13 protein-coding genes are annotated in these 23260 nt (G+C 48.7%); 9 read left to right on the forward strand and 4 right to left on the reverse strand.

Annotated elements, in window-relative coordinates:
- Nucleotide 1 precedes the first annotated feature (1 nt).
- From C8N47_RS00440 to C8N47_RS18725, 4 genes are all read right to left on the reverse strand, one after another.
- Nucleotides 2-727, reverse strand: a complete 726-nt coding sequence (locus C8N47_RS00440; protein WP_107820544.1) for an ABC transporter ATP-binding protein — start codon at nucleotides 725-727, stop codon at nucleotides 2-4.
- 219 nt (nucleotides 728-946) lie between these two features.
- Nucleotides 947-1858: a CPBP family intramembrane glutamic endopeptidase gene (locus C8N47_RS00445; protein WP_107820545.1), complete on the reverse strand. Its 912-nt coding sequence runs from the start codon at nucleotides 1856-1858 to the stop codon at nucleotides 947-949.
- Entirely contained in the window at nucleotides 1837-2433 is a 597-nt protein-coding gene (locus C8N47_RS00450; protein WP_107820546.1) for a CPBP family intramembrane glutamic endopeptidase, read from the reverse strand. Before C8N47_RS00450 ends, C8N47_RS00445 begins: the two co-directional genes overlap by 22 nt.
- 34 nt (nucleotides 2434-2467) lie before the next feature.
- A complete protein-coding gene (locus C8N47_RS18725; RefSeq protein WP_170111246.1) occupies nucleotides 2468-2620 on the reverse strand; it encodes a hypothetical protein in 153 nt (50 codons plus the stop codon).
- 310 nt (nucleotides 2621-2930) lie between these two features.
- Between C8N47_RS18725 and C8N47_RS00455 the strand changes: the two genes are divergently transcribed.
- The 9 genes from C8N47_RS00455 (at nucleotide 2931) to C8N47_RS00505 (ending at nucleotide 23248) form a co-directional block, all read left to right on the forward strand.
- On the forward strand, nucleotides 2931-3941 hold the full coding sequence (locus C8N47_RS00455; protein WP_107820804.1) for a bile acid:sodium symporter family protein: 1011 nt from the start codon (nucleotides 2931-2933) through the stop codon (nucleotides 3939-3941).
- A gap of 55 nt (nucleotides 3942-3996) precedes the next feature.
- Entirely contained in the window at nucleotides 3997-8379 is a 4383-nt protein-coding gene (locus C8N47_RS00460; RefSeq protein WP_170111247.1) for a hybrid sensor histidine kinase/response regulator transcription factor, read from the forward strand.
- Entirely contained in the window at nucleotides 8303-8848 is a 546-nt protein-coding gene (locus tag C8N47_RS19075) for a transposase (RefSeq protein ID WP_107820548.1), read from the forward strand. The genes C8N47_RS00460 and C8N47_RS19075 overlap by 77 nt, the downstream gene beginning before the upstream one ends.
- 1328 nt (nucleotides 8849-10176) lie before the next feature.
- Nucleotides 10177-13044 (forward strand): glycosyl hydrolase, encoded by a 2868-nt coding sequence (locus C8N47_RS00480; protein WP_107820551.1) that lies wholly within the window; start codon nucleotides 10177-10179, stop codon nucleotides 13042-13044.
- 1 nt (nucleotide 13045) lies between these two features.
- On the forward strand, nucleotides 13046-15193 hold the full coding sequence (locus C8N47_RS00485; RefSeq protein ID WP_211315996.1) for a hypothetical protein: 2148 nt from the start codon (nucleotides 13046-13048) through the stop codon (nucleotides 15191-15193).
- Between the two features lie 28 nt (nucleotides 15194-15221).
- Entirely contained in the window at nucleotides 15222-18122 is a 2901-nt protein-coding gene (locus C8N47_RS00490) for a glycoside hydrolase family 2 protein (RefSeq protein WP_107820552.1), read from the forward strand.
- A 282-nt stretch (nucleotides 18123-18404) separates the two neighbouring features.
- Nucleotides 18405-19928, forward strand: a complete 1524-nt coding sequence (locus tag C8N47_RS00495) for a rhamnogalacturonan acetylesterase (RefSeq protein ID WP_107820806.1) — start codon at nucleotides 18405-18407, stop codon at nucleotides 19926-19928.
- Between the two features lie 22 nt (nucleotides 19929-19950).
- Nucleotides 19951-21873: a rhamnogalacturonan lyase gene (locus C8N47_RS00500; protein WP_107820553.1), complete on the forward strand. Its 1923-nt coding sequence runs from the start codon at nucleotides 19951-19953 to the stop codon at nucleotides 21871-21873.
- A 40-nt stretch (nucleotides 21874-21913) separates the two neighbouring features.
- On the forward strand, nucleotides 21914-23248 hold the full coding sequence (locus C8N47_RS00505; RefSeq protein WP_107820554.1) for a rhamnogalacturonan acetylesterase: 1335 nt from the start codon (nucleotides 21914-21916) through the stop codon (nucleotides 23246-23248).
- Nucleotides 23249-23260: the final 12 nt, after the last annotated feature.

Below are 23260 nucleotides of genomic sequence, written 5' to 3' on the forward strand. Positions count from 1 at the left end.
ATTAAACGGATTGAATTTCCCGGGCATACTGACTGCTAAAATCCGCCAGCTCACCGTTTACGATCACTTCATCAATCAGGCCATCTTTGAGACGAACAACCTTCTTGGTCATCGAGGCAATATCGTGCTCGTGGGTCACGATGATCACCGTTATTCCGGCCTGGTTAATCTCCTGGAGGATGGCCATCACCTCGTAGGATGTTGTCGTATCCAGGGCACCGGTTGGCTCGTCGGCCAGCAATATTTTGGGCTGCGAGATCAGCGCCCGGGCAATGGCCACACGTTGCTTTTGCCCACCCGACAGTTCGTTGGGCATGTGCGCCGCCCAGTCTTTCAGGCCCAAACGATCCAGATACTCCATGGCCATAAGGTTGCGTTTCTTCCGATTCACCCCTTTATAATAAAGCGGCAAAGCCACATTTTCCATGGCATTTTTAAAAGAAATTAAATTAAACGACTGAAAAACAAAGCCCACCATTTCGTTGCGAAGCCGGGCCGCCTTTTTCTCGCTCATATTCGAAATCAGCTTACCTCCCAAATGGTAACTTCCCTGGTCGTAATTGTCCAGAATGCCTAAAATATTCAAGAGGGTTGATTTTCCGGAGCCGGAGGAGCCCATGATGGAAACAAATTCGCCTTGATGGATGTCCAGGTCAATGCCTTTTAAAACATGCAGTTTGCTGCTTCCCATCGCGTACGATTTGTGAATATCGTTCAGTTTAATCATGGTTTGTTTGTTTTTCTGTTTCTGTTTTCAAAGTTGACGATTCCGCCACCGTTTTGCAGAACTATTTCGATGAACTGCCGATTTTTTGGCGTAAGCTACGTTTTTGACTATGGTAACCTGGATGACCTACGACCTGTTAAGGACATCTACATGTACATAGGACGAGCAAAAGCCGCGGACGTTACATGATTCTGAACTTTTCTTGGAAGAAGCGTCAAACTACTGCGGTAAATTGACGAATTTAAGTTCCGAAGCTTTTCGTTTGCGGTATAACATCCAAAACAGAACGACAGTAAGCAACTGCAACACGACACAGATTATGGAGCCTTCAAACCCAAATTTGCCACCGTTCCAGATTGACTGGGAAGGTACGGCGGTAACAAGAATTGAATAATTTGGATTACCACTCACTTCGAAGCCCAGATGAGTCTGAATGAAATTCCAGAAGAAATGAATGGTGACCGGTAACCACAAGTTACGCCGATACAACCATGCGATGCCCAAAAACAAACCGGCTAAAACAAGATTCACAAAACCAATCCAATCAATGTTCGGGTTCATCAAATGCAGGAGAGCAAATGTGATAGAAGAAACTACCAGTGCCACCGGCTCCGTCGTCGATTGTAAGAGATTTTTCAACAAATAGCCTCGGAACAGGAGTTCTTCCTCAAAAGCTACCAACAGAAAAAACAGAACCGACTGCAAGATAGAATCGTTCCGCCAGTTAATGCCGCCAATAGTAAGCTGTCCGGTTACGTACAACGAACTAAATCCGACAGTAAAAATCATCAGGACAGCAACCATAGCGTAAAAAAATTCGGACTTGGAAAAGCGACTGTTAAATCCAAATACCCGAAACGGTTCCTGATCTATAAATCGGGAAAAAACAACCATTTGCAACAGAAGTCCGCACACCGAAAATATCCGAATTATTAAACGTTGATTTTCACTTAACGGAACCTTCATGTCGAACGGTGCATCAACCAGTAGCATTCCGATTGCTTCTGAAAGGCCTACAAAAACGAAAAAGGCAACAGCAAACAAGAGACAACGCCCCCAGCCTGCACTCTTGGATTGACTTTCAGAATTCATGCGCCCAGCTGTTTTAATTATGTTCGCGTTTTCCACCATAATCCCGAAATCAAAATAAGCTCCACGAAAAACGGTACAAAGTAAAGTTGACTCGCTTCCGGGAAGACTCGCATACTGGCATCGCGAAACACAAATAAACGATCCAGATTAGAGCCACTGCCTTCAAATGGGAAGATCACCCCCTGAATAATATTCCACGAAAAATGCATGCCCACGGCAATTCCTAACGACCTAAAAACATAAGCAGCAAAAAAAAGAGACGCACCACTTAACGCCATATTTATCTGCATAGCAGGAAATTCATCCAAATTAAGATGCAGAAAACCAAACAATAATGAACTTCCCACGCCCAGATAGACAACACGTCGATCGAACGGCTTCGCCTTATTCATGATCCACTTCTTTAGAAACAGAAAACGAAAAAGAAATTCTTCCAACAGGGCGACAGACAAACAATATCCAATGGCCCGCACGATAGCCCAAAATGTGATATTGCAATTAAAAATGTAAGTCTCCTGAGCATACTCAATCAGAAATATGAACAGGAAAGAGCATACCGATATTAAACAGCCCCAAAAGAACAGTGTCAAATCGCGTATTCCAAATTTCAACATAAGTCAACTTATTAAAATTTAAAAGAAGATGCCTTCATTCTTTAACTTTAGCGGCGTCAACCTGTTCTGTTGCCGTTTTCTTCCCTTCATAATTTTTCAAGACTCGGCCAACTTCTTTCCCAAATATGCAAAACAGGAACAGACAAACAACACAGAACAATAATGTTCGAACTATTTTCTTATCCATAATTAACGATGCTTTTAAATTAAGAGAACCGAATAGCTACTTTGTCTGCGATTCGGTATATTCACTCAAAAACCTGAATGATTAAAATACAATTCTGTCAGATACATCAATAATATATTCCGTAAAACACAAAAAGGTAACCCTTCGGAGGACTGTTTTTCAGCAATTATCCGGCATCACTCCGTCCGGTTGTGCAGTGCGTTCGAACAAAGCGCTTTTGCGAACCGGCTTTTTCGGCGCCGAAGCTTCCGGCAAAACGGCATCCTTATTCCGGTAAAATTGCCATCTTTGCAGCATTATATTCAAAACCATGAGGATTCCTTCTCCTATTAAACGTTTTATGCCCGATGGCTTTATCAGCGGCATCCTGCTGATGATTTTACTTGCCCGGCTTATTCCGGGAATCGGACACGAGGGTAGTTTTATCGAGCTTTCGCTGCTCATCAAAGGGGGCATTGGCTTACTTTTCTTTTTCTATGGCTTGAAACTGAGCCCCGAAAATCTAAAAAAAGACCTGAGCAACTGGCGGTTACACCTGCTCATTCAGCTAATTACCTTCCTGGTATTTCCACTGTTACTGTTGGTGTTTTATCCGTTTTTTAAAGAAAGCGAACAGGAAATTTTATGGCTGGCCGTGTTCTTTCTGGCAGCTTTGCCCAGCACGGTATCCTCGTCGGTGGTGATGGTATCGATTGCCGGCGGCAATATCCCCAGCGCTATCTTTAACGCCAGCATCTCGGGTGTAATTGGCATCCTGCTGACGCCTGCCTGGATGGGCATTTTTCTGGATCAGCAAGCCGAAGCCTTTGCCTTCAGTGAAGTGATTCGTGATTTGGTCATTCAGATTCTGATTCCCGTGACCATCGGGCTTTTCATGCACCGCTATTGGGGCAGCTGGGCCAACCGGCACAAACAACGAATCAGTTTATTCGACAAGTCGGTTATTTTGGCCATTGTTTACCGCAGTTTTAGCGACTCGTTCACCAATGGTATTTTCAGCAGCATACCGGCGTCGGCGCTGTTGGTCCTCTCGGGCGGCGTGATTGCCCTATTCTTTGTGGTTTTTGAAGGAACCAAATGGCTCACCGGGCTGATGCACTTCGACCGTGAAGACCGCATTACCGTTTTGTTTTGCGGGTCGAAAAAATCGCTGGTACACGGATCGGTGATGGTGGGGGTGCTCTTTGCCGGAAGCACGCTGGGGAGCCTCTTTTTGGTTCCGGTGATGATTTATCATGCTTTCCAGCTTTTTTATATTAGTTTGGTGGCCCGCAAATACAGCCTCGAAATCCCCTACCAACAGCAACATTCGCAACGCTAGCTCATCTTTTTCAAGATTATATCTTATTTTAGCAGGTGCTAATCAACCTGCCCGAGTGAAAATTGTACTGCTTGTCATATTATGCTGCCTTGCACGATGGGGCTCTGCCCAGGAGCCTTCGACCTTCGATCATTTGAACATTGAGGAAGGCCTGGCCAACAATTCCGTGCGCTCCATCATTCAGGACCGCGACGGCTACCTGTGGTTTGGCACGCTCAACGGCTTAAGTCGATACGATGGCCAGAGCTTTCAGAATTTCTATTACAATCCGAACAATGCAGCCTCCATCAGCAATAATAAAATACGGGATATGTTTCAGGATGGCGCCGGCTACATCTGGCTAACCACCTACGATGACCAGGCTCACCGTTACGATCCGCGAAGCGAAGAATTTGTCAACTTACCGGCAGCCTTGTCCGACACCTTTAACAAGATCACCGTTGAAGCGATTTATGAAAGTTCGCCGGGGGTGGTGTGGCTGTACCTGGAGAATCGCGGCTGCCTGCGCATCATCTCGTCGGAAAACACATCGGACTTCCAATGGAGCTGGTTTAACCAGTCGAACCTGCTGCCTTCTGACGAGGTCAATTTTTGCAAAAAGGCCACCGACGGTGGCTTGTGGATTGGCACATCGGCCGGGTTATGTCACCTGGCGAATGACCGTATGGCCCCGGAGACCCGCGATTCGGCACAATATTACCTGACCGACAACGCCTTGGATGTATGTACAATTCTCGACCGAGGCGACAGCTGCTGGTTGGGATGCCGGGACGGTGAGTTTATTGCCTTAAGCCAGGGCCAAGAGAAGCTGCTGTGGAAAAGCAACAACAACAACAACGCTTTCAACCAGTTTTGTTTCATTGAGCAGAGCCGCAACGGACTGATCTATGGCGGCACCCGCAACGGGCTTGTGCAATACGACCCGGCAAGCGGTGCAATCCATCATCTTACGGCCCGCAACAGCGGACTAATCACCAACTACATCAGCTCCTGTTACCAGGATCAGGAGGGCGACCTTTGGCTGGTGTCGAACCTGCGGGGAGTTATTCGTTTTCAACCCGCGACCATGCAGTTCACTCATTTTGAACTTTCGCCCGACATTCGCCAATCGATCGTAGAGGGCGAAAAACAAATTTTTGTTGAAGACCAAAACAAAAACCTGTGGGTAGGAATTTACGGCGGAGGCATTTCCCGCTTTAACCGCGAAACGGAACACTTCGAGCAGTTTTTGCATCAGGAAAACAACCCGGGAAGCCTATCATCCAACCTGGTTTTGTCACTCTTTGGCGATCGATCGGGCAATTTATGGGTAGGAACTTACAAACGAGGCCTGAATAAGATTAATCTTCAAAAAAATAATTTTCACAACAACGACAACACCCTCAGCGCCAACTCCAATTTTCAGACGGAGGTGAGAGCCCTGTTCGAGGACAGCCGCCATTGGATCTGGACGGGCAACAAGCGGGGCGACATTCTGGTGTACAACCAACAGATGGAGCTACTTTTCAAGCTAAATGATTTTCTGGCTGATGAACAGATCACTGCCGGGATTTATTGTTTTGAGGAAGATCGGCAACGGAATATTTGGATTGGCACCAAAGGAAACGGAATTGTTGTACTGAAAGGACTTCCGACAGACGGGCAACACCGCCGGCTAAATCCCGAGCTTGTGCGCTATGCCAAAAACTCGGGCGAGAACAGCATTTCCTACAACGATGTTTTCGACCTTCATCTGGACTCGAAAGGACAGATGTGGGTGGGCAGCTACCACGGCGGCATCAACATCATCCGCCACGCGATGACCAAAAATCAACAAATTCTGCGCTACCTGCAAAACAGCGACGACCGTTTCTCCATCACCGACAACCGGGTGCGCTGTTTCCTGGAAGACAGCCAGCACAATATGTGGATTGGCACAGCCAACGGGCTCAACTTTGTGAGTGCCAACTACCAGGAATCGGACAACAAACGCTTCATCCCCATCTTTCAGGAAAACCGACCGTCAAGTCTTTCCTATAACGACATCATCTGCCTGTTTGAAGATTCGCAGCACACTATTTGGGTGGGAACCTACGGAGGAGGCATCAACCGCTATACGGGGCTGCACCAGGACCGTCGGTTCGATTTTGAGCAAATCAAAAAACAGGATGGCCTGTCGAGCGACCTGGTTTTAGGATTTGTTGAAGATCAGGATCGGAACTTGTGGGTGTCCACCGACTTCGGGCTGGCAAAAATAAACACGCAAAACCGGTCCATTGAAAATTTTTACGAGTCGGACGGGCTGCCGGAGAACGCTTTTTCCGAAAGCACAGGAATCTGTACCCGCAGCAACTACATTCTCTTTGGTCACCTGTCGGGTTTTCTGTGGTTTCAACCCGGGCAAATCAAAAAACAGGAACGCCAGGTGCCGGTCGTGCTAACCGACCTGCAGGTGAACAACCAAACCAACCGGGAGCTGTTGAGTCAGGCACGCCGGCAGCTCAAGCATCCCCAAAAGCCCATTAAGCTCCGATACAAGCAAAACTTCATCAGTTTCGGCTTTGCAGCACTCGACTATAAAGCGCCATCGAAAATTCAGTACGAGTTTAAACTGGAAAACTACGAGCGGGGATGGAATAAAAACGGCAACCTAAACAAAGCCATCTACCGGGAGCTGCAACCGGGAAGCTACATCTTCCGGCTCAGAGCCAGCAACAGCGATGGTTTGTGGGTAAACCCCGAACTGCAACTACCCTTTACCATCAGCCCGCCGCCCTGGCGAACCGGCTGGGCCTACCTGCTGTACCTGTTACTTGCCTCGGGGCTGTTCGTGCTAATCCGGCGGATCACCCTGGAGCGTATCAAGCTGAAACACGAAGTTGAATTTGAAAAGCAACTGGCCGACGATAAACTGAAGTTCTACACCAGCATCTCGCACGAGTTTAAAACACCTTTAGCCCTGATTTTGGGTCCGGTTGAAGATTTGCTGGCCAGCCGGAACCTGCCACCCAACGTGTCGGGATCCTTACGAATGGTGAAACGCAATACACGGCGCCTGCTGGAATTGATTGAGCAACTAATGGATTTCCGGAAAATTCAGAAAGGCTTCATGGACAATGAAATCAGTCCCGGAAACCTGGTCTATTTTCTGGAAGAAATTGTACAGGCCTTCCAGACCGTTGCCGACAAAAAGCAAATTAACTTTTCGTTTGTCAGCAATGCAGACCGCCTGGATGCCAGCATGAACTACAAATCGCTGGAAAAAATTGTTTTCAACCTGTTATCCAACGCTTTTAAACATACCGCCGAACAGCAAGCCGTACACTTACAACTGGTCGTTGACACCAGCCAACAAACCGTTGCCTTGTCGGTTACCGACGAGGGCGAAGGCATACGCGAGCAAGACATGCCCCACCTGTTTGAGCGTTTTACCTTTGGCCGGCGCTCGAAGTGGAAAGATGAATCGAGCACCGGAATAGGCCTGTCGCTCACCAAAGAGCTGGTTGAATTGATGAATGGCGAGATTCGTGTTGAAAGTACCTTTGGTAAAGGAAGCTGCTTCACCGTCAGCCTGCCCTACGTGCCCACCGAGGCACCAAGTGCGCACACACACGACTTAGCCTACACCACCCAGTTTATCGAGCATGAAGAACCCGCAATACCAGAACCGCCGGAAACCACCGACAACCGGAGAATGGTGAAAAAGCAAACCATTTTGGTAGTTGAGGACAATCCCGACCTACGCAGCTGGCTGGCCACCCAACTGGGACAATATTTTCATGTTTTGCAAGCCGAAAACGGAAAAATAGGCGTAGAGATAGCCCGAAAGGAAGATCCGCAGTTGATCATCTGCGATATCATGATGCCCGAAATGGATGGTATTGAACTAACCTCGGTGCTGAAAAGCGAGTTTCACACCAGTCACATCCCCATAATTCTGCTAACGGCAAAATCGTTGGAAGAGCATAAAATTGAAGGTATTGAAACCGGTGCCGACGATTACATTACCAAGCCGTTCAACATGATCTACCTGCGAAAGCGGGTTGAGAACATCCTGCGACAGCGCAAACAGCTTCGCGAACGTTTCAGCCGCGATGTGAATGCCGAGCCCAAAGAGCTCAGCCCCTCAACCGCCGACCAGGAGTTCATGAACAAAGTGATTGCTTTGATTGAGGAACAGATGACTGATCCGGAATTCTCGATCGACAACCTGCTTCCGCATTTCAGTTTTGGGCGCACGGTCTTTTATAAAAAGATGAAAGGAATTTCCGGTTATTCACCCAAGGACTTTGTCCGGATTATCCGCATGAAAAAAGCCGGAAAGCTGTTGTCTGATTCTTCCGTCACGGTAAGTGAAGTGGCTTTTGAAGTTGGCTTCAGCGATGCCAATTATTTCAGCAAACAATTCAAGAAACACTTTGGGGAAACCCCCTCCGAATTTCAGAAGAAACAGGCCTGATTCGGCGGGAATCTCCAACAGGGATGAAAGTTTAGGATTTTCGACCAGGCTGTTGTCGTTGTTTTCAGAAGTTGTCGGGTTGTCTTGTTTTCAAAAGTTATCAAGTTGTTGTCCAAAACAGCATCACCGAGTAAGGGAAACGCTCCACCTCCCCCTCGTCTTAGCTTTAGCGGTGACGAGGGGTAAATTGGCTGTCGTTTGTAACGACATTAGACGAACACATTGCATCGAGAATAAGGGTCTGGAGGTATTTGCCTGGTGCCTGATGTCAAACCATATCCATCTGGTATGTCGGGCAAAGGAAAACTACAGAATCAGTGACATTATCCGGGATTTTAAAAAGTTCACGGCAAAAGCAATTTTGAGAATGATTGAGAAAGAAACGGAAAGCAGAAAAGAGTGCCTGCCTGGCGGCAGACAGGGATCTTGTACCGTTTCCGGTATGCGGGCAAGTTTGATAACCGGGTGAAAACACACAAATTCTGGCAGGAAACAAACCCTGCTATTTTGTTGGATGATTCAATATTGATTGACCAACGGATTAATTATACTCATGAGAATCGGGTTTGTGCTTTAATTGTTTTCCGGGCGGAAGACTATCTTTACAGCTCGGCGCGGGATTATGCCGGAGGAAAAGGGTTTGTGAAGGTTCAAACCACGCTGTGAAGTGAGTTAAAAACTCAAGACAACTTGCCCCTCGTTACCGCTAGCGCTCAATCGAGGGGCAGGTGGGGATGAAAGCTTAGGATTTTCGACCAGGCTGTTGTCGTTGTTTTCAGAAGTTGTCGGGTTATCGTGCCACATTAGCATCAACGAGCAAGGAAGACGCTCCATCAACGAAGAGAGATTGGAAGCCCGCTGCCCGGTTTGTTTCGTTTTTGTGTCACTACAAAAGTGAAAAAACGCCGGGTAGGACAAATGATGTTTGTTGATCAAAAGTAGAAGCAAAAAGCAGCCGCGATTTTGGCAACGCCCGTCAACACAAGATTGCTACAAACCGAGTGTTTGCGTCAAATTCAAGCTGAATCGCAATTCAAAGGCATGCCCGATACGGTTTGGAAACCACGTCACCCGGACCAGCTTTCATCGAAAACAAGACGTGCAATAAATCCAACAAAAACCGCAAAATCGGCCGTACAACCACTATTTCCAGCAAAAAAACCAGTTTGTCCAGTCAATTGTGTACAAAATTACAGCTGACAAACGGCCATTTCTGCGACATTTGCAATGTGCTTTACCGCTAATCCGGAAGCACAAACAGAAACCAATAAAACTGAACGATCAACGATGCAAAACCTAACGAACATAACAAAGCACCAAGCTGGCCGGGTCTCCACTCCGACCACTGCTTTAAACTTCGGCAGATACCCATCGTTGTCCCAATCAAACCGAACTACTACAAATAATTATATAGAGACACGAGGAGACCAAGATCTCCTTAAAATAACTACTCTAAAAAAAATCTTCAGGTTCTTCAGGGAGCCTGAGGATTTTCGAATGCACGAAGCAATACCTGCTTATTTGTTTGATCCTAAAAATGGCCCGCGTACTTAAGCAATTTAAACAAGCCGCCACCGTCATTTTGTCGATAAAACCTGAAGCCCATGAGCTACGCAAGACTACTACTACTCGATATACTACAAACACGAAGTCAAACCCAAAGCGGACCGGTTCACAACACCGGTTCCCTGAGGTTTGAGCTGCCGGATAGCTGCAAAAACCATCAAACCGGCTAAGCCATTTTTATTCACGCAAAACAAAGTCACGACGTAACACCATCCGCCAATAACAAGCAAAATGAAAGAAAAAATCAACAACATAGTCCTTATCCATCACATCAGAACCTCCCTCATTCTGGTGTTTTTGTTTTTAATGATCTCGTGTAGTACCTCCAAAGGACCGGCACCGAGCTGGCCCTCAACAACCAACGAAACCCATCCGTGGACCCGCTGGTGGTGGCACGGGAGTGCGGTAAATGCAAAAGACCTAACCGCCAACATGGAACAACTGCACGAGGCCGGATTCGGCGGACTGGAGATCACTCCAATCTATGGGGTAAAGGGTTATGAAGATCAGGAATTGAGCTTCCAGTCGAACGAGTGGATGGACATGTTTGAGCACACGCTGAAAGAAGGAAAACGGCTCGACCTCGGAATCGACCTGGCCAACGCATCCGGCTGGCCATTTGGCGGCCCCTGGATTCAGGCCGACGATGCCTGTAAATACGTTGCCTACAAACAATATCATGTTAAAAGAGGTCATAAACTGAATGAAAAAGTAGAATTTATTCAAAAACCCATTTTACGCACCGTTGGAACCAAGCTGAAACTGGAAGACGTAAAATTTCCGATCAGCACCAACACCAACTTACAGGAAATAGCGCTCGACCAGGTACGTTTCGAGAAGCCCCTCCCGCTGCAATCGCTCATGGCATACAACAGCCGGGCTGATGTTCTGGACCTGACCGACAAGGTGGATGCCAATGGCCAACTCGACTGGACGGCTCCCGACAGCTCATGGGACCTGTATGCCGTTTTTGAAGGATGGCATGGTAAAATGGTTGAACGCGCCGGCAAAGGGGGCGAAGGTAATGTGATTGACCACTTCTCGGAGAAGGCCACGAAAGACTTTTTAGCTTTTTACGACTCTACGGCTACGGGACACGACCTTTCCGGCTTACGAGCCTTCTTCAACGACTCGTACGAAGTGGACGATGCGGCCGGCGAGGCTGACTGGACTCCCAAATTCTTCGACGAATTTAAAACCTTGCGCGGCTACGATCTGCGTGAATATTTACCGGCCTTGTTCGGCAAAGATTCCGAAGAAATGAACAGCCGCGTGATGTGCGACTACCGCGAAACAATATCCGACTTGCTACTCAGCCGTTTTACCAACGTTTGGGCCGACTGGGCCAAATCGCACAAGGCACTGATCCGCAACCAGGCACACGGTTCGCCTGCCGCCATTTTGGATTTGTACGAGGCAAGCGGTATTCCGGAAACCGAAGGTACCGACCCGATGCGCATCAAAATGGCCACCTCGGCAGGTCACGTGAGCGGCAAACCACTGATCGCCTGCGAAGCGGCAACTTGGCTCAACGACCACTTTTTAGCCACCCTGGCCGAATCGAAACAAAACTTCGACCGCTACCTGGCCAACGGGGTCAACCACATTGTTTATCACGGAACACCTTATTCGCCCATCAACGATCCGTTCCCCGGATGGATGTTCTATGCGGCGGTACACTATGCACCTACCAACTCGTGGTGGAATGACCTGAAAAGCCTGAACCAGTACGTCACCAACAGCCAGTCGTTTCTGCAAAAGTCAACTCCCGACAACGACATGTTACTCTATTTCCCGATTTACGATGCCTGGTCGGAACGAGGACGCAGCATGCTTCGCCACTTTGGCATGCACACCGAAGATCTGACTAAAGAGATCAGCGAAATGCTATTGAACGAAGGCTACAGCTTCGACTATATTTCGGATCGACAGATACAAAGCCTGAAAGCCGAAAACAACAGGATTAAAGCCAAAGGAGCAACTTATCATACAATCCTTATCCCTTCCTGTGAATATATTCCGCTTGAGAGTATGCAAAAGCTAAAAGAACTGGCCGAAAGCGGTGCAACAGTTATCTTCCAGGACTCACTGCCGATGGATGTCCCCGGAGCCGGCAAGCTGAAAGAACGCCAACAAGCCTACGAAGAATTGCTAAACAGCATTCAATTCAACAGCGAAGAAGGTATTGATGTCGCATCAGTTGGCGAAGGACGTTTCATGCGCAATCAGGATGTTTTATCGATGCTGAAAAAGCAAGCGGTTTATCCGGAACAACTGGCCAGTGAAGGACTTTGGTTTAACCGGGTGAAACGTGACGAAGGAACCTGCTATTTCATCTGCAACTGGAGCGACAAAGTGGTCGATCAGTGGGTGAAAATCGAATCATCGGGCGAAGAAGCCGCTTGGTTCAACCCCATGAACCGGGCGATCGGGAAAGCAGAGGTGAAAAAAATCTCGGCCAGCCAGTCAGAAGTTTACCTTCAACTGCAACCAGGCGAAACCTTAATTCTGCAATGGTATCCGTACAGTTTCGACCTGGATAACTACCCGGTTTACGAGCAAAATAAAACACAAACCGAATTGGCCGGAGAATGGACCGTTTCCTTCATCCACGGAGGTCCAACACTACCGGCAACCTTCACAACCGAAAAACTGCAATCGTGGCCCGAGATCTCGGACGAGCTGAAAGTGTTCTCCGGAACGGCTTCGTATAAAACCCAATTTGCAAAACCAGCAGGAGCAGCCGCCGGCTACCGACTGGATTTGGGAGAAGTTTACCAATCAGCAAAAGTGATTCTGAACGGCGAAGAATTACAGACGCTTTACGGACCAACTTACAGCCTGATCATTCCTTCTGAAAAACTAAAAGACAGTAACGAATTGGAAATCCGCGTGTCGAACCTCATGGCAAACCGGATGATTGAGATGGATAAAGAGGGCGGTCAATACAAGAAATTTTACAATACCAATTTCGCCGCTCACGAACGCGAAAACCGTGGTGCTGACGGACTGTTTTCTGCTGCGGCCTGGGAGCCACTTCCTTCCGGATTGGTTGGGCCCGTTTCTCTGTCAGCTATGCAACTGAAATCCGTGAACTAAGATGATTCAACCAAAAACCATAATGGTTGTTGCACTGGCTCTGCTATTCGGCGCTTTCGGATGCGTTGAAAAACCAGCAGCAAAGATTGACCGCCATGCGTTGGTGACAAGAAATAACGTGACTGTTGAAGGCTTCGATTCGCTGGCAAGCCTTTCGGTTGGTAACGGCAACTTCGCCTTCACCACCGACCTCACAGGTTTGCAAACATTTTACAGCGAATACGAAAACGGGGTGCCGCTCGGAACGCAGAGCAACTGGGGATGGAACAGCAACCCCAATACCGAAAATTATCAATGGTCGGAGACCTTGAAATACTGGGATGTTCAGGGACGCGAGGTTCCCTACCGTCACCAAATAAAAGACAATCCCCGAAAAAACGCAGCCTGCAATTATTTCCGTGAAAACCCGCACCGTCTTCACCTCGGAATGGTTGGGCTGAAATTGAACAAAGCGGATGGAACGCCTGCAGTTATCGATGATATCAAAAATGCAAGCCACAAACTGGATCTGTGGACCGGCAAAATTACCAGCCATTTTGAATTCGAAGGTGAACCGGTAACCGTTGAAACCTACTGCAACCAGGATCAAGATCAAATTTCTGCTCATATTGAATCCCCTTTGATCGCAAAGGGGCAATTGGCTGTTCAATGGAAATTCCCGGCAGCAGTAGCCGAGAACACGCATGCCGGTTACGACTTCAACTCGCCTGAAAAACACCAGTCTGTTTTAGAAGAGAATGGCGGCAACGAAGCGAAAATCCATCGCCAACTGGACGCCGACAGTTACGAGCTTGCCTTAAACTGGACAGGCGACGCCAAACTGAGTGAGGCTGAACCACACACCTTCGTGCTTCAACCAACCTCTGGCGAAAGCCTGGAAGTGAACTGCCTGTTTGCTCCGGAAGTGGGTGACAAAACTTTAGCAGACTTTACAGCAACCAAAGCCAACAACGAAGAAAAATGGCCGACTTTCTGGCAATCGGGCGGCGCTGTTGATTTCTCAGCTTGTAGCGATCCACGAGCCAAAGAACTGGAACGCAGAACGGTACTTTCGCAATACCTGATCCAGATTCAGAGTTCCGGAAATCTGCCACCGGCCGAAACCGGATTGACTTACAACAGCTGGTATGGCAAATTCCACCTGGAAATGCACTGGTGGCACATTGCGCATTTTGCGCAGTGGAACCGTCCCGAGTACATGCTTGAACAAATGGACTACTACAACAAAATATATGACAAGTCGCTTCAAACGGCAGAAGCCCAGGGATACAAAGGTGTGCGCTGGCCAAAAATGATTGGCCCCGACGGTGAAAACAGTCCCTCCTCGGTTGGTTCATATCTCATCTGGCAACAGCCGCACATCATTTGGTTTGCCGAACAAATGTATCGCGCCAATCCAACTGAGGAGACAATCGAAAAATATAAGAAATTGGTATTCGCAACTGCTGATTTCATGGCCGACTTCCCTGTTTGGAATGGAGAGCAACAACAATACAACCTGGAGCCTCCACTCATTCCAGCGCAAGAGCATTGGAATCGGGAAACAACTGAAAACCCACCATTTGAACTGGCCTATTGGCACTGGGCACTTACCGTTGCCAACGATTGGAAAGAACGTGCCGGCGAAACGAAGGATGACAAATGGGAAGACGTTCGTCTGAAGCTGGCGAAGCCCGATCAGGCAGATGGCGTTTACCTCGGCATTCAGGGTGCAACCGACTCCTACACCAATATGGAGTTGATGGAAGATCACCCGGTTGTGTTAGGCGCCTACGGCATCCTGCCGGCCTGGGACAAAATCGATCCGGAGGTGATGCGCAAAACGATGCATGTTATCGCTGAGCGTTGGGACTGGCCCTCGACCTGGGGCTGGGATTACCCGATGGCTGCCATGTCGGCCATCCGTTTAAACGAGCCGGAACTGGCGCTCGAATTCTTGTTGAAAGACGTTCAAAAAAATACTTACCTGAAAAACGGCCACAATTATCAGAGCGAACGCTTACGGATTTATCTGCCGGGGAACGGCGGGTTCCTGACAACCATCGCCATGATGTGTGCCGGTTGGGATGGATGTACTGAAAAAAATCCGGGTTTCCCGAAAGACGGGAAGTGGGATGTGAAATGGGAAGATCTGAGCCCGATGTTTTAACAACGTTCAACGAAAACTAAAACTAATAATGAAGACTTACTTTTTTCTGGCTTTTTTACTACTACTAACTAACTACTCGATTGATTTGTCAGCACAAGACCGGAAGGAGACGATGTTTCTTTCCGGCACTGACAACGAAAACACAGCAACCTGGGACTTTTTCTGCACCTCGGGTCGGAAAAGCGGTGTTTGGTCAAAAATTGAAGTTCCCTCGCACTGGGAACAGCAAGGTTTTGGCGAATACGACTACGGCCGCGATTACCGAACCTACGGTAAAAAGTTCAAGTTCGCCGACGAAACCGGCATCTACAAACACAGCTTCACGGTTCCGGAAAATTGGAAAGACAAAGACATCTTCATCGTATTCGACGGATCGATGACTGATTCCGAAGTGAAGGTCAACGGCGAGCTGGCTGGCCCGATCCATCAGGGATCTTTCTACCAGTTCCGCTACAACATTAGCGACAAACTAAAAGCCGGTGAAAACGAACTGGAAGTTACCGTTCACAAAAACTCCGCAAATGCATCGGTGAACCGTGCCGAACGTTACGCCGACTACTGGATCTTCGGAGGCATTTTCCGTCCGGTTTACTTAGAAGCTTTTCCAAAATCGTATATCGAACGTGTTGCCATTGCAGCTAAAGCAGACGGCTCGTTCAGCATGGATGCTTTCCCGGTAAATGCGCAAAAGAAACAGTCAATTTATGCCGAAATCATTGATGCTGACGGAGCGGTGGTGAAAACCTGCGAAACGAAAATCAGCCCGAAAGACTCATTGGTGACATTGAGTTGTCAAGTTGATAACCCGGCTACCTGGACTTCGGAAACACCAAATCGTTATTCCGTAAAAGTTAGCCTGAAAGAAGGAAACAACACAAAATACGAGCTGAACGAAAAATTCGGTTTCCGTACGATCGAAATCCGCCAGGGAGACGGAATTTATGTGAATGGCGTGAAAATCAAAATCAAAGGGATCAACCGCCACGTATTCTGGCCCGAAACCGGCCGTTGCAGCAACGCCCGCATCGACCTGAACGATGTAAAGCTGATGAAAGAAATGAACCTGAATGCCGTGCGTTGTGCTCACTACCCCCCGGACAAGAGCTTCCTCAACTTCTGCGACTCACTGGGCCTGTATGTGTTGGATGAATTGGCTGGCTGGCAAAATGCGTACGACACCGAATCGGGTAGCAAGTTGGTTCGCGAGATGGTGATCCACGATGTAAACCACCCGTCTATCATCTTGTGGAGCAACGGAAACGAAGGCGGCACCAACAAAGAGCTGGACGACGATTTCGATATTTACGATCCATCGAAACGCCCGGTCATTCATGCCCACCACAAACCGGGAAACGACTACAACGGCATCGACTGTAACCACTACGAAAACTACTACAGCACAAAAAAAATATTGGAAGACAAGTTGATTTACATGCCAACTGAATTCCTGCATGCACAGGACGATGGTGGCGCTGCTGCCAGCCTGGCCGACTTTTGGGAACTGCACTGGAACTCGAAACTGGGTGCCGGCGGTTTCATCTGGAACTTCTCCGACGAAGGTATCGTTCGCACCGACCTGGACAACGCCATTGATGTAAACCGGGTAAATGCTCCCGACGGCGTACTCGGGCCGCATCGCGAAAAAGAAGGTAGCTACTATGCGCTGCGTCAAATCTACAGCCCGGTAAAGATTGACCTCAAGAAACTGCCAGGCGATTTCGACGGGACGATTGCCGTTGAAAACCGCTTCCACTTTACCAACCTCAACGAATGCAAATTCACCTGGGAGCTGGTCAACTTCGTACAACCCGAAGTTCGCGAAGCCGGTCACAAAGTAATGGCCAACGGAACGGCAACAGCACCCGACGTTGCTCCGGTATCCAAAGGAGAATTGAAGCTAAATTTACCTTCAGACTATAAAAAATACGACGGCTTGTACCTCCGAGCCTTCGACCAACACGGAAACGAACTGTACTGCTGGAGCTGGAAAACAAACGGCAACCGCAAAGAGGTTCTGAAACTCGTAGAGAAATCGCTGGGCGAAGACGAAAAAGCACTGTTGGAAGAACTGAAAGCACAAGGTGTTGAAGAAGACAACATTCTGCCGATTGAGCAGCAAAAAGGAGATGACTCCGGCCTCAGCTCAAAAGTTGAGCTGACCGAAGACGAAGAGCAAGTGATCCTAAAAGCATCGGGAATTGCCGTAAGCTTCAGCAAAAAAAATGGAACAATCCTGAAAGTCACCAACGACTTTGGTTTGCCAATTCCGTTCGGCAATGGTCCTGTTTTGGTGAGCGGCAACGCTGAATTAACAGGTGTGAGCCATCACGAAGCAGAGGGCGCACAAGTATTGGAAATGACTTACAGCGGCGACATCAAAAAACTGAGTTGGACCATGTACACCAGCGGCTGGTTGGAGCTGAACTATGAATACCAGGTTGCCGACAAGCAACTGTTTACCGGTATCACCTTCAGCTTTCCCGAGTCGGACATCATCAGCGCGAAGTGGCTGGGCGATGGTCCTGCGCATGTTTGGAAAAACCGCCTGCAAGGAGGCCAGCTGGACGTTTACCAACGTTTGTACAACACCATTCTGCCTGCGACAAACAGCTGGGGCGACCAATTCAAAGGGTATTATGCCGACGTTAGCTGGATGGAGTTCAACACGGTTCACGGCAAATTCACCGTTGTTGCGCAGGAGCCGGATCTGTTCGTGCGCCTGTTCAGCTTCTACGGCATTTCAGGTCCTGAAAATTACCCGCAACTGCCGGCAGGCGACATCAGCTTCCTGGACGGCATTCCTCCAATCGGAACAAAACTGGCCATGGGTATCAGCAACGACACCTGGAACCTGGGGCCATCCGGCGAATTGAATGTGATGGAAAAACCGGTTAACCGCACCCTCTATTTCTATTTTGGATTGAGATAAACAAGCTTATTGAGGGTTTGACTTCGAGTCAAGCCCTCAACGTTGTCATAAACGACTCGCTCGTCGCGGAATTCGTGCAGCCTCCTGCCCCGACACACTAAAAAAATACGGACGCTTCGAACGGCCAAAATCCGGATGTAACAGACTAAGCCCACCTATTTATTTGTAACTTCACAAGGTGGAAAATACCAAACCGCATCGCCGTTTGTGTTCAGAATAACAAATCAAACAATACTTCAAACAGCAAACAATAAGGGCCTGGCCCAATTAAAAACCAAAAAGATGATACGTTTATTAACCCTTAGTTTACTCGTAATTTTATTGACAAACTGTCAAAGCAAGAGAGAGAGACAAGATGAAGGCATCACTGGAAAAACCAGTCTTTACATTATTGGTGACTCGACCGTAAAACATGGTCGCGGTGACGGTGCTTCCGGCCGCTGGGGTTGGGGTGATCCCATTCAACAGTATTTCGACACAGCTAAAATCAACATTGAAAATCATGCGCTTGGCGGCACCAGCAGCCGCTCGTTCCGCAGCAAAGGTTTGTGGGATGAGGTGCTTCGGAAATTGCAACCGGGAGATTACGTCTTAATGCAGTTCGGGCACAACGATGCCGGCCCGATCAACGATACCATCCGTGCCCGCGGAACCTTCAAAGGTATTGGCGAGGAAACCGAAGAAATCGACAACATGCTGACCGGCGAACACGAGATCGTTCACTCGTATGGTTGGTACATTCGTCAATACATCAACGAAGCGAAAGCGAAAGGCGCACATCCCGTCGTAATTGCCCCCATCCCGCGTAATGTTTGGAAAGATGGCAAGGTGGGACGTAATGATGAGAGCTACGGTAAATGGGCTAAAGAAATTGCAGAGCTCGAAGAAGTACCATTCATCGACCTAAATGCCAAAATGGCTGATGTTCTGGATTCGCTGGGCGAGACCAAAGTAACCGGAACTTATTTTTGGGACTGGGATCACACGCACACGACTGCTAAAGGAGCATTATTATCAGCGAGTAAAGTTGTTGAAGGTCTAAAAGAGCTGGACGACTGCTGGCTGAAAGACTACCTGCTTGATAACCCGCTGATCAACTTCCCGGTGAAAAAGAAAGTCTTCATCATTGGCGACTCAACTGTCGCAAAGGGACAAGATCCGATTGTTGGGTGGGGCGTTGAACTGCCGCAGTTTTTTGATACGAGCCGTGTTGAAATCATCAACAAAGCCCGTGGTGGACGCAGCAGCCGCAGCTACCGTTACGAAGGTCTGTGGGATGAAGTATTGGCCCAACTCGGCAAAGGCGACTTCCTGTTGATGCAGTTTGGCCATAACGATGGCGGAAAAATCGACGAACCCAAATACCGTGGCTCGCTGCCCGGAATGGGCGAAGAAACCCAGGAAGCTCACCGCGACAGCGCTGGTATCGAAGTCGTTCACACTTACGGCTGGTATATGAAAAAATACATCTCGGAAGCCAAAGCCAAAGGTGCCACGCCAATCGTGATCAGCATGATTCCACGCAACATCTGGAAAGACGGCAAGGTTGAAAGAGCTACCGGTTCGTACGGAAGCTGGGCGGCAGAAGCAGCGCAGGCAGAAGACGCATTCTTCATCAATCTGAATGAAGAAGTTGCCGAAGAATACGAAGCCATGGGACCAGACATCGTCAAAAAGTTTTTCCCGAAAGACCACACCCATACCAACGATGCAGGCGCGAAATTAAACGCGTTGACTCTGGCAAAAGAAATAAAAGATATGCGCGAGTGCCCGTTGTCCGGGTACGTGGAAATTCCGAAGAACTGATTTTTCCGACAAACCTACTACCATGAAACAATTACTAACAATCCTTCTATTTGTCGTTGGGCTGACTACTACTCAAGCCCAGCGACAGATGGAATTTCTTAGCCGTGGACTTGTTGCCGTGCAGGCCGGACAAGACAGTGTTTTTGTGAGCTGGCGTTTGCTGGCTTCCGACGACGAGAACACCACCTTCAACCTGTACCGTCAAATCGGCAATAACAAGCCCGTTCAGATCAACGAGCAGCCGATTGACAAGGCGACTTCTTATCTGGATGTGGCCAAGCTCCCCGACACAAAAATTACCTACAGCTTAAATGCCGCCGTCAATGGTCGCGAGAATATTCACGACTGCAAATTCACCCTAAATAAATCGTCCGAAGGGAAAGCCTATTTCACCGTCCCGCTTCAAACTCCCCCGGGCTACTCACCGGGCGATGCATCGGCTGCTGATTTAGATGGCGACGGCGACTACGAACTGGTCATCCATACGACTGGCAAAGGCCACGACAACAGCCACAATGGCCCGACCGATCCGCCTATTTTCCAGGCTTACAAGCTCGACGGAACACTACTGTGGACCATCAACCTGGGCAAAAATATTCGCGAAGGTTCGCACTACACGCAATTCCTGGTGTACGACTTCGATGGCGATGGCCGGGCTGAAGTTGTGATGAAAACCGCCGATGGCAGTGTTGACGGAATGGGCAAAACCATTGGTGACTCCAAAGCCGACCACCGAAACGAGTTGGGCCATATTTTGGAAGGACCGGAGTACCTCACTGTCTTTGATGGAATGACCGGTGCAGAACTGGCAACTGTCCCTTATGAGCCGCGCCGCCACCCGACAAAAGCAGATCCAACGCCACAAGATCTGGCCAAAGTGTGGGGTGACGGACGAGGAAACCGCTCGGAACGCTATTTGGCTTGCGTGGCCTACCTGGATGGCATTCATCCGTCGATCGTGATGTGCCGGGGCTACTACACACGCGTCACCCTGGCAGCTTTTGACTGGCAAGGCGGAAAATTAACCAACCGCTGGCTGTTCGACAGTGACGACGGCACACCCGGAAACAGCGCTTTTCACGGACAAGGAAACCACAGCGTGAGCGTTGGTGATTTGGATGGTGACGGTTGCGACGAAATTGTTTACGGAGCCGCAGTGATTGATAATGATGGCAAAGGTTTGTATTCAACCGGCTTGGGACACGCTGATGCTTTGCATTTTTCGGATCTCGACCCTACACACCCGGGACTGGAAGTTTTCAACATTCAGGAACGTTTTGACGATGCCGGCATGAACTTCCGCGACGCAAAAACCGGCGAAATACTGTGGAAAGTGGCTTCCGTTCACGCGGCGGAATCAGGTGGCGATAAAGGCGAAGGACCGGGCCGCGGCGTGGCCTTCAACGTCGACCCGCGCTACCCCGGAAACGAATGCTGGGCCTTTGGTGCCGGCATCGACGGGATGTGGAATGCCCAAGGTAAAAAGATCAGCGAGACAACGCCACGCAGCTGCAACTTTGCCGTTTGGTGGGACGGCGATCTGCTTCGCGAACTGCTCGACCGCAACCGCGTGATGAAATGGGACTGGAAAAACGAACAGTTGGTGACTTTGCTGGAGGCCGACGGCTGCTGGAGCAACAACGGTACAAAATCAACTCCGGTGCTCAGCGCCGACCTGTTTGGCGACTGGCGCGAGGAAGTTATCCTGCGCACACGCGACAACCAATCACTGCGAATTTATACGACAACCATCCCGACAACACATCGTTTTGTAACACTGATGCAAGACCCGATTTACCGGTTAAGCATTGCCTGGCAAAATGTGGGCTACAACCAACCGCCGCATCCTGGTTTTTATATCGGTGATGAAATGAAAGCGCCCGAAAAAACAAACTTCAAACTGGTGAAATACCAGCGTGATGAATCCGGCAACCGGGGCAATTAAGTAAAGGTGAAACAAACGAATCAGATAAAAACAACTACTCATGAAACTACATTTCAAAAAAATCATCTTAATGCTCGCTACCGGGATCATTGGCAGCCAAACGATTTCGGCACAGGACATTGTCCGGAAGTTTGACTTTGGAAGCGGAGCAGTGCACAGCGGCTTCACCGAGGTTAATGCTCAGTCAGTTTACACTCCTGAAAATGGATTCGGTATTGTCAGTGCTTCACCGGTAAAAGCAGAAACGGGAGAAGGAGAATGCAATCTGACCAACGATTGGGTAACTTCCGACGCTCCGTTCTACTTCAAAATAGACTTGCCGGAAGGACGTTACCGGATTACGGTGACATTGGGTAACTCGGAAGAAGCGACGGCTACAACCGTAAAAGCAGAGTCGCGTCGCCTGATGCTCGAAAATATTGAAACCCCAAAAGGTGAAGTGATCACGAAGACCTTTGTTGTCGATCTTCGTACGCCGCGCATTAACGACACGCTGGAGGTACATCGCAAAGCACGCGAGATGACCTACCTGAACTGGGACAACAGCCTCACACTCGAATTCAACGGCCCAAAACCCTGCGTTTCATCCATCGTGATCGAAAGCGCCAATGGCCTGCGTGCCATTTTCCTCGCCGGCGACTCCACCGTTACCGATCAGGAAAACGAACCCTGGGCTTCCTGGGGGCAAATGTTTCCACGATTCTTGAAACCGGAGATCGTTGTTTGTAACTATGCTGAATCCGGCGAAACCCTGAAAGCTTTCCGCCGTGCAAACCGACTGGAGAAAATCATCAGCGTGATGAAGCCGGGTGATTACCTGTTTATCGAATTTGCACACAACGACCAAAAACCGGGAGGCAACCATGTCGATCCGTTTACGACTTATCAGGAACAGATTCGCTTCTACATGAACGAAGCCCGCAAAAAAGGTGGTATTCCGGTACTGGTTACCTCAACCGCCAGAAGGGCTTTCGACGAAAACGGCAAAATCAAAAAAACCCTTTTGGAATATCCTGATGCCATGCGCCAATTAGCGAAAGAAGAAAATGTTGCCTTGGTTGACCTGAACGCGATGACAAAAGTGCTCTACGAAACTTTGGGCGTTGCAAATTCAACTCATGCCTTTGTACACTATCCGGCAAACACATTCCCGGGACAGGATAAACCATTGGCCGACAACACCCACTTCAACCCTTATGGCGCGTACGAACTGGCCAAATGTGTGGTTCAAAGCATCATCGACCAAAAGCTGGAACTGGCAAACTATGTTGTCGACGACTTTGCAGGTTTTGATCCGGCCACGCCAGACGATTTCGAGAACTTCTTCTGGCCGCTGAGCCCGGCTGCCGATGTTATAAAACCCGACGGAAATTAGTAACTATGTATT

The sequence above is a fragment of the Mangrovibacterium marinum genome, assembly GCF_003046625.1.
GTDB lineage: Bacteria > Bacteroidota > Bacteroidia > Bacteroidales > Prolixibacteraceae > Mangrovibacterium > Mangrovibacterium marinum.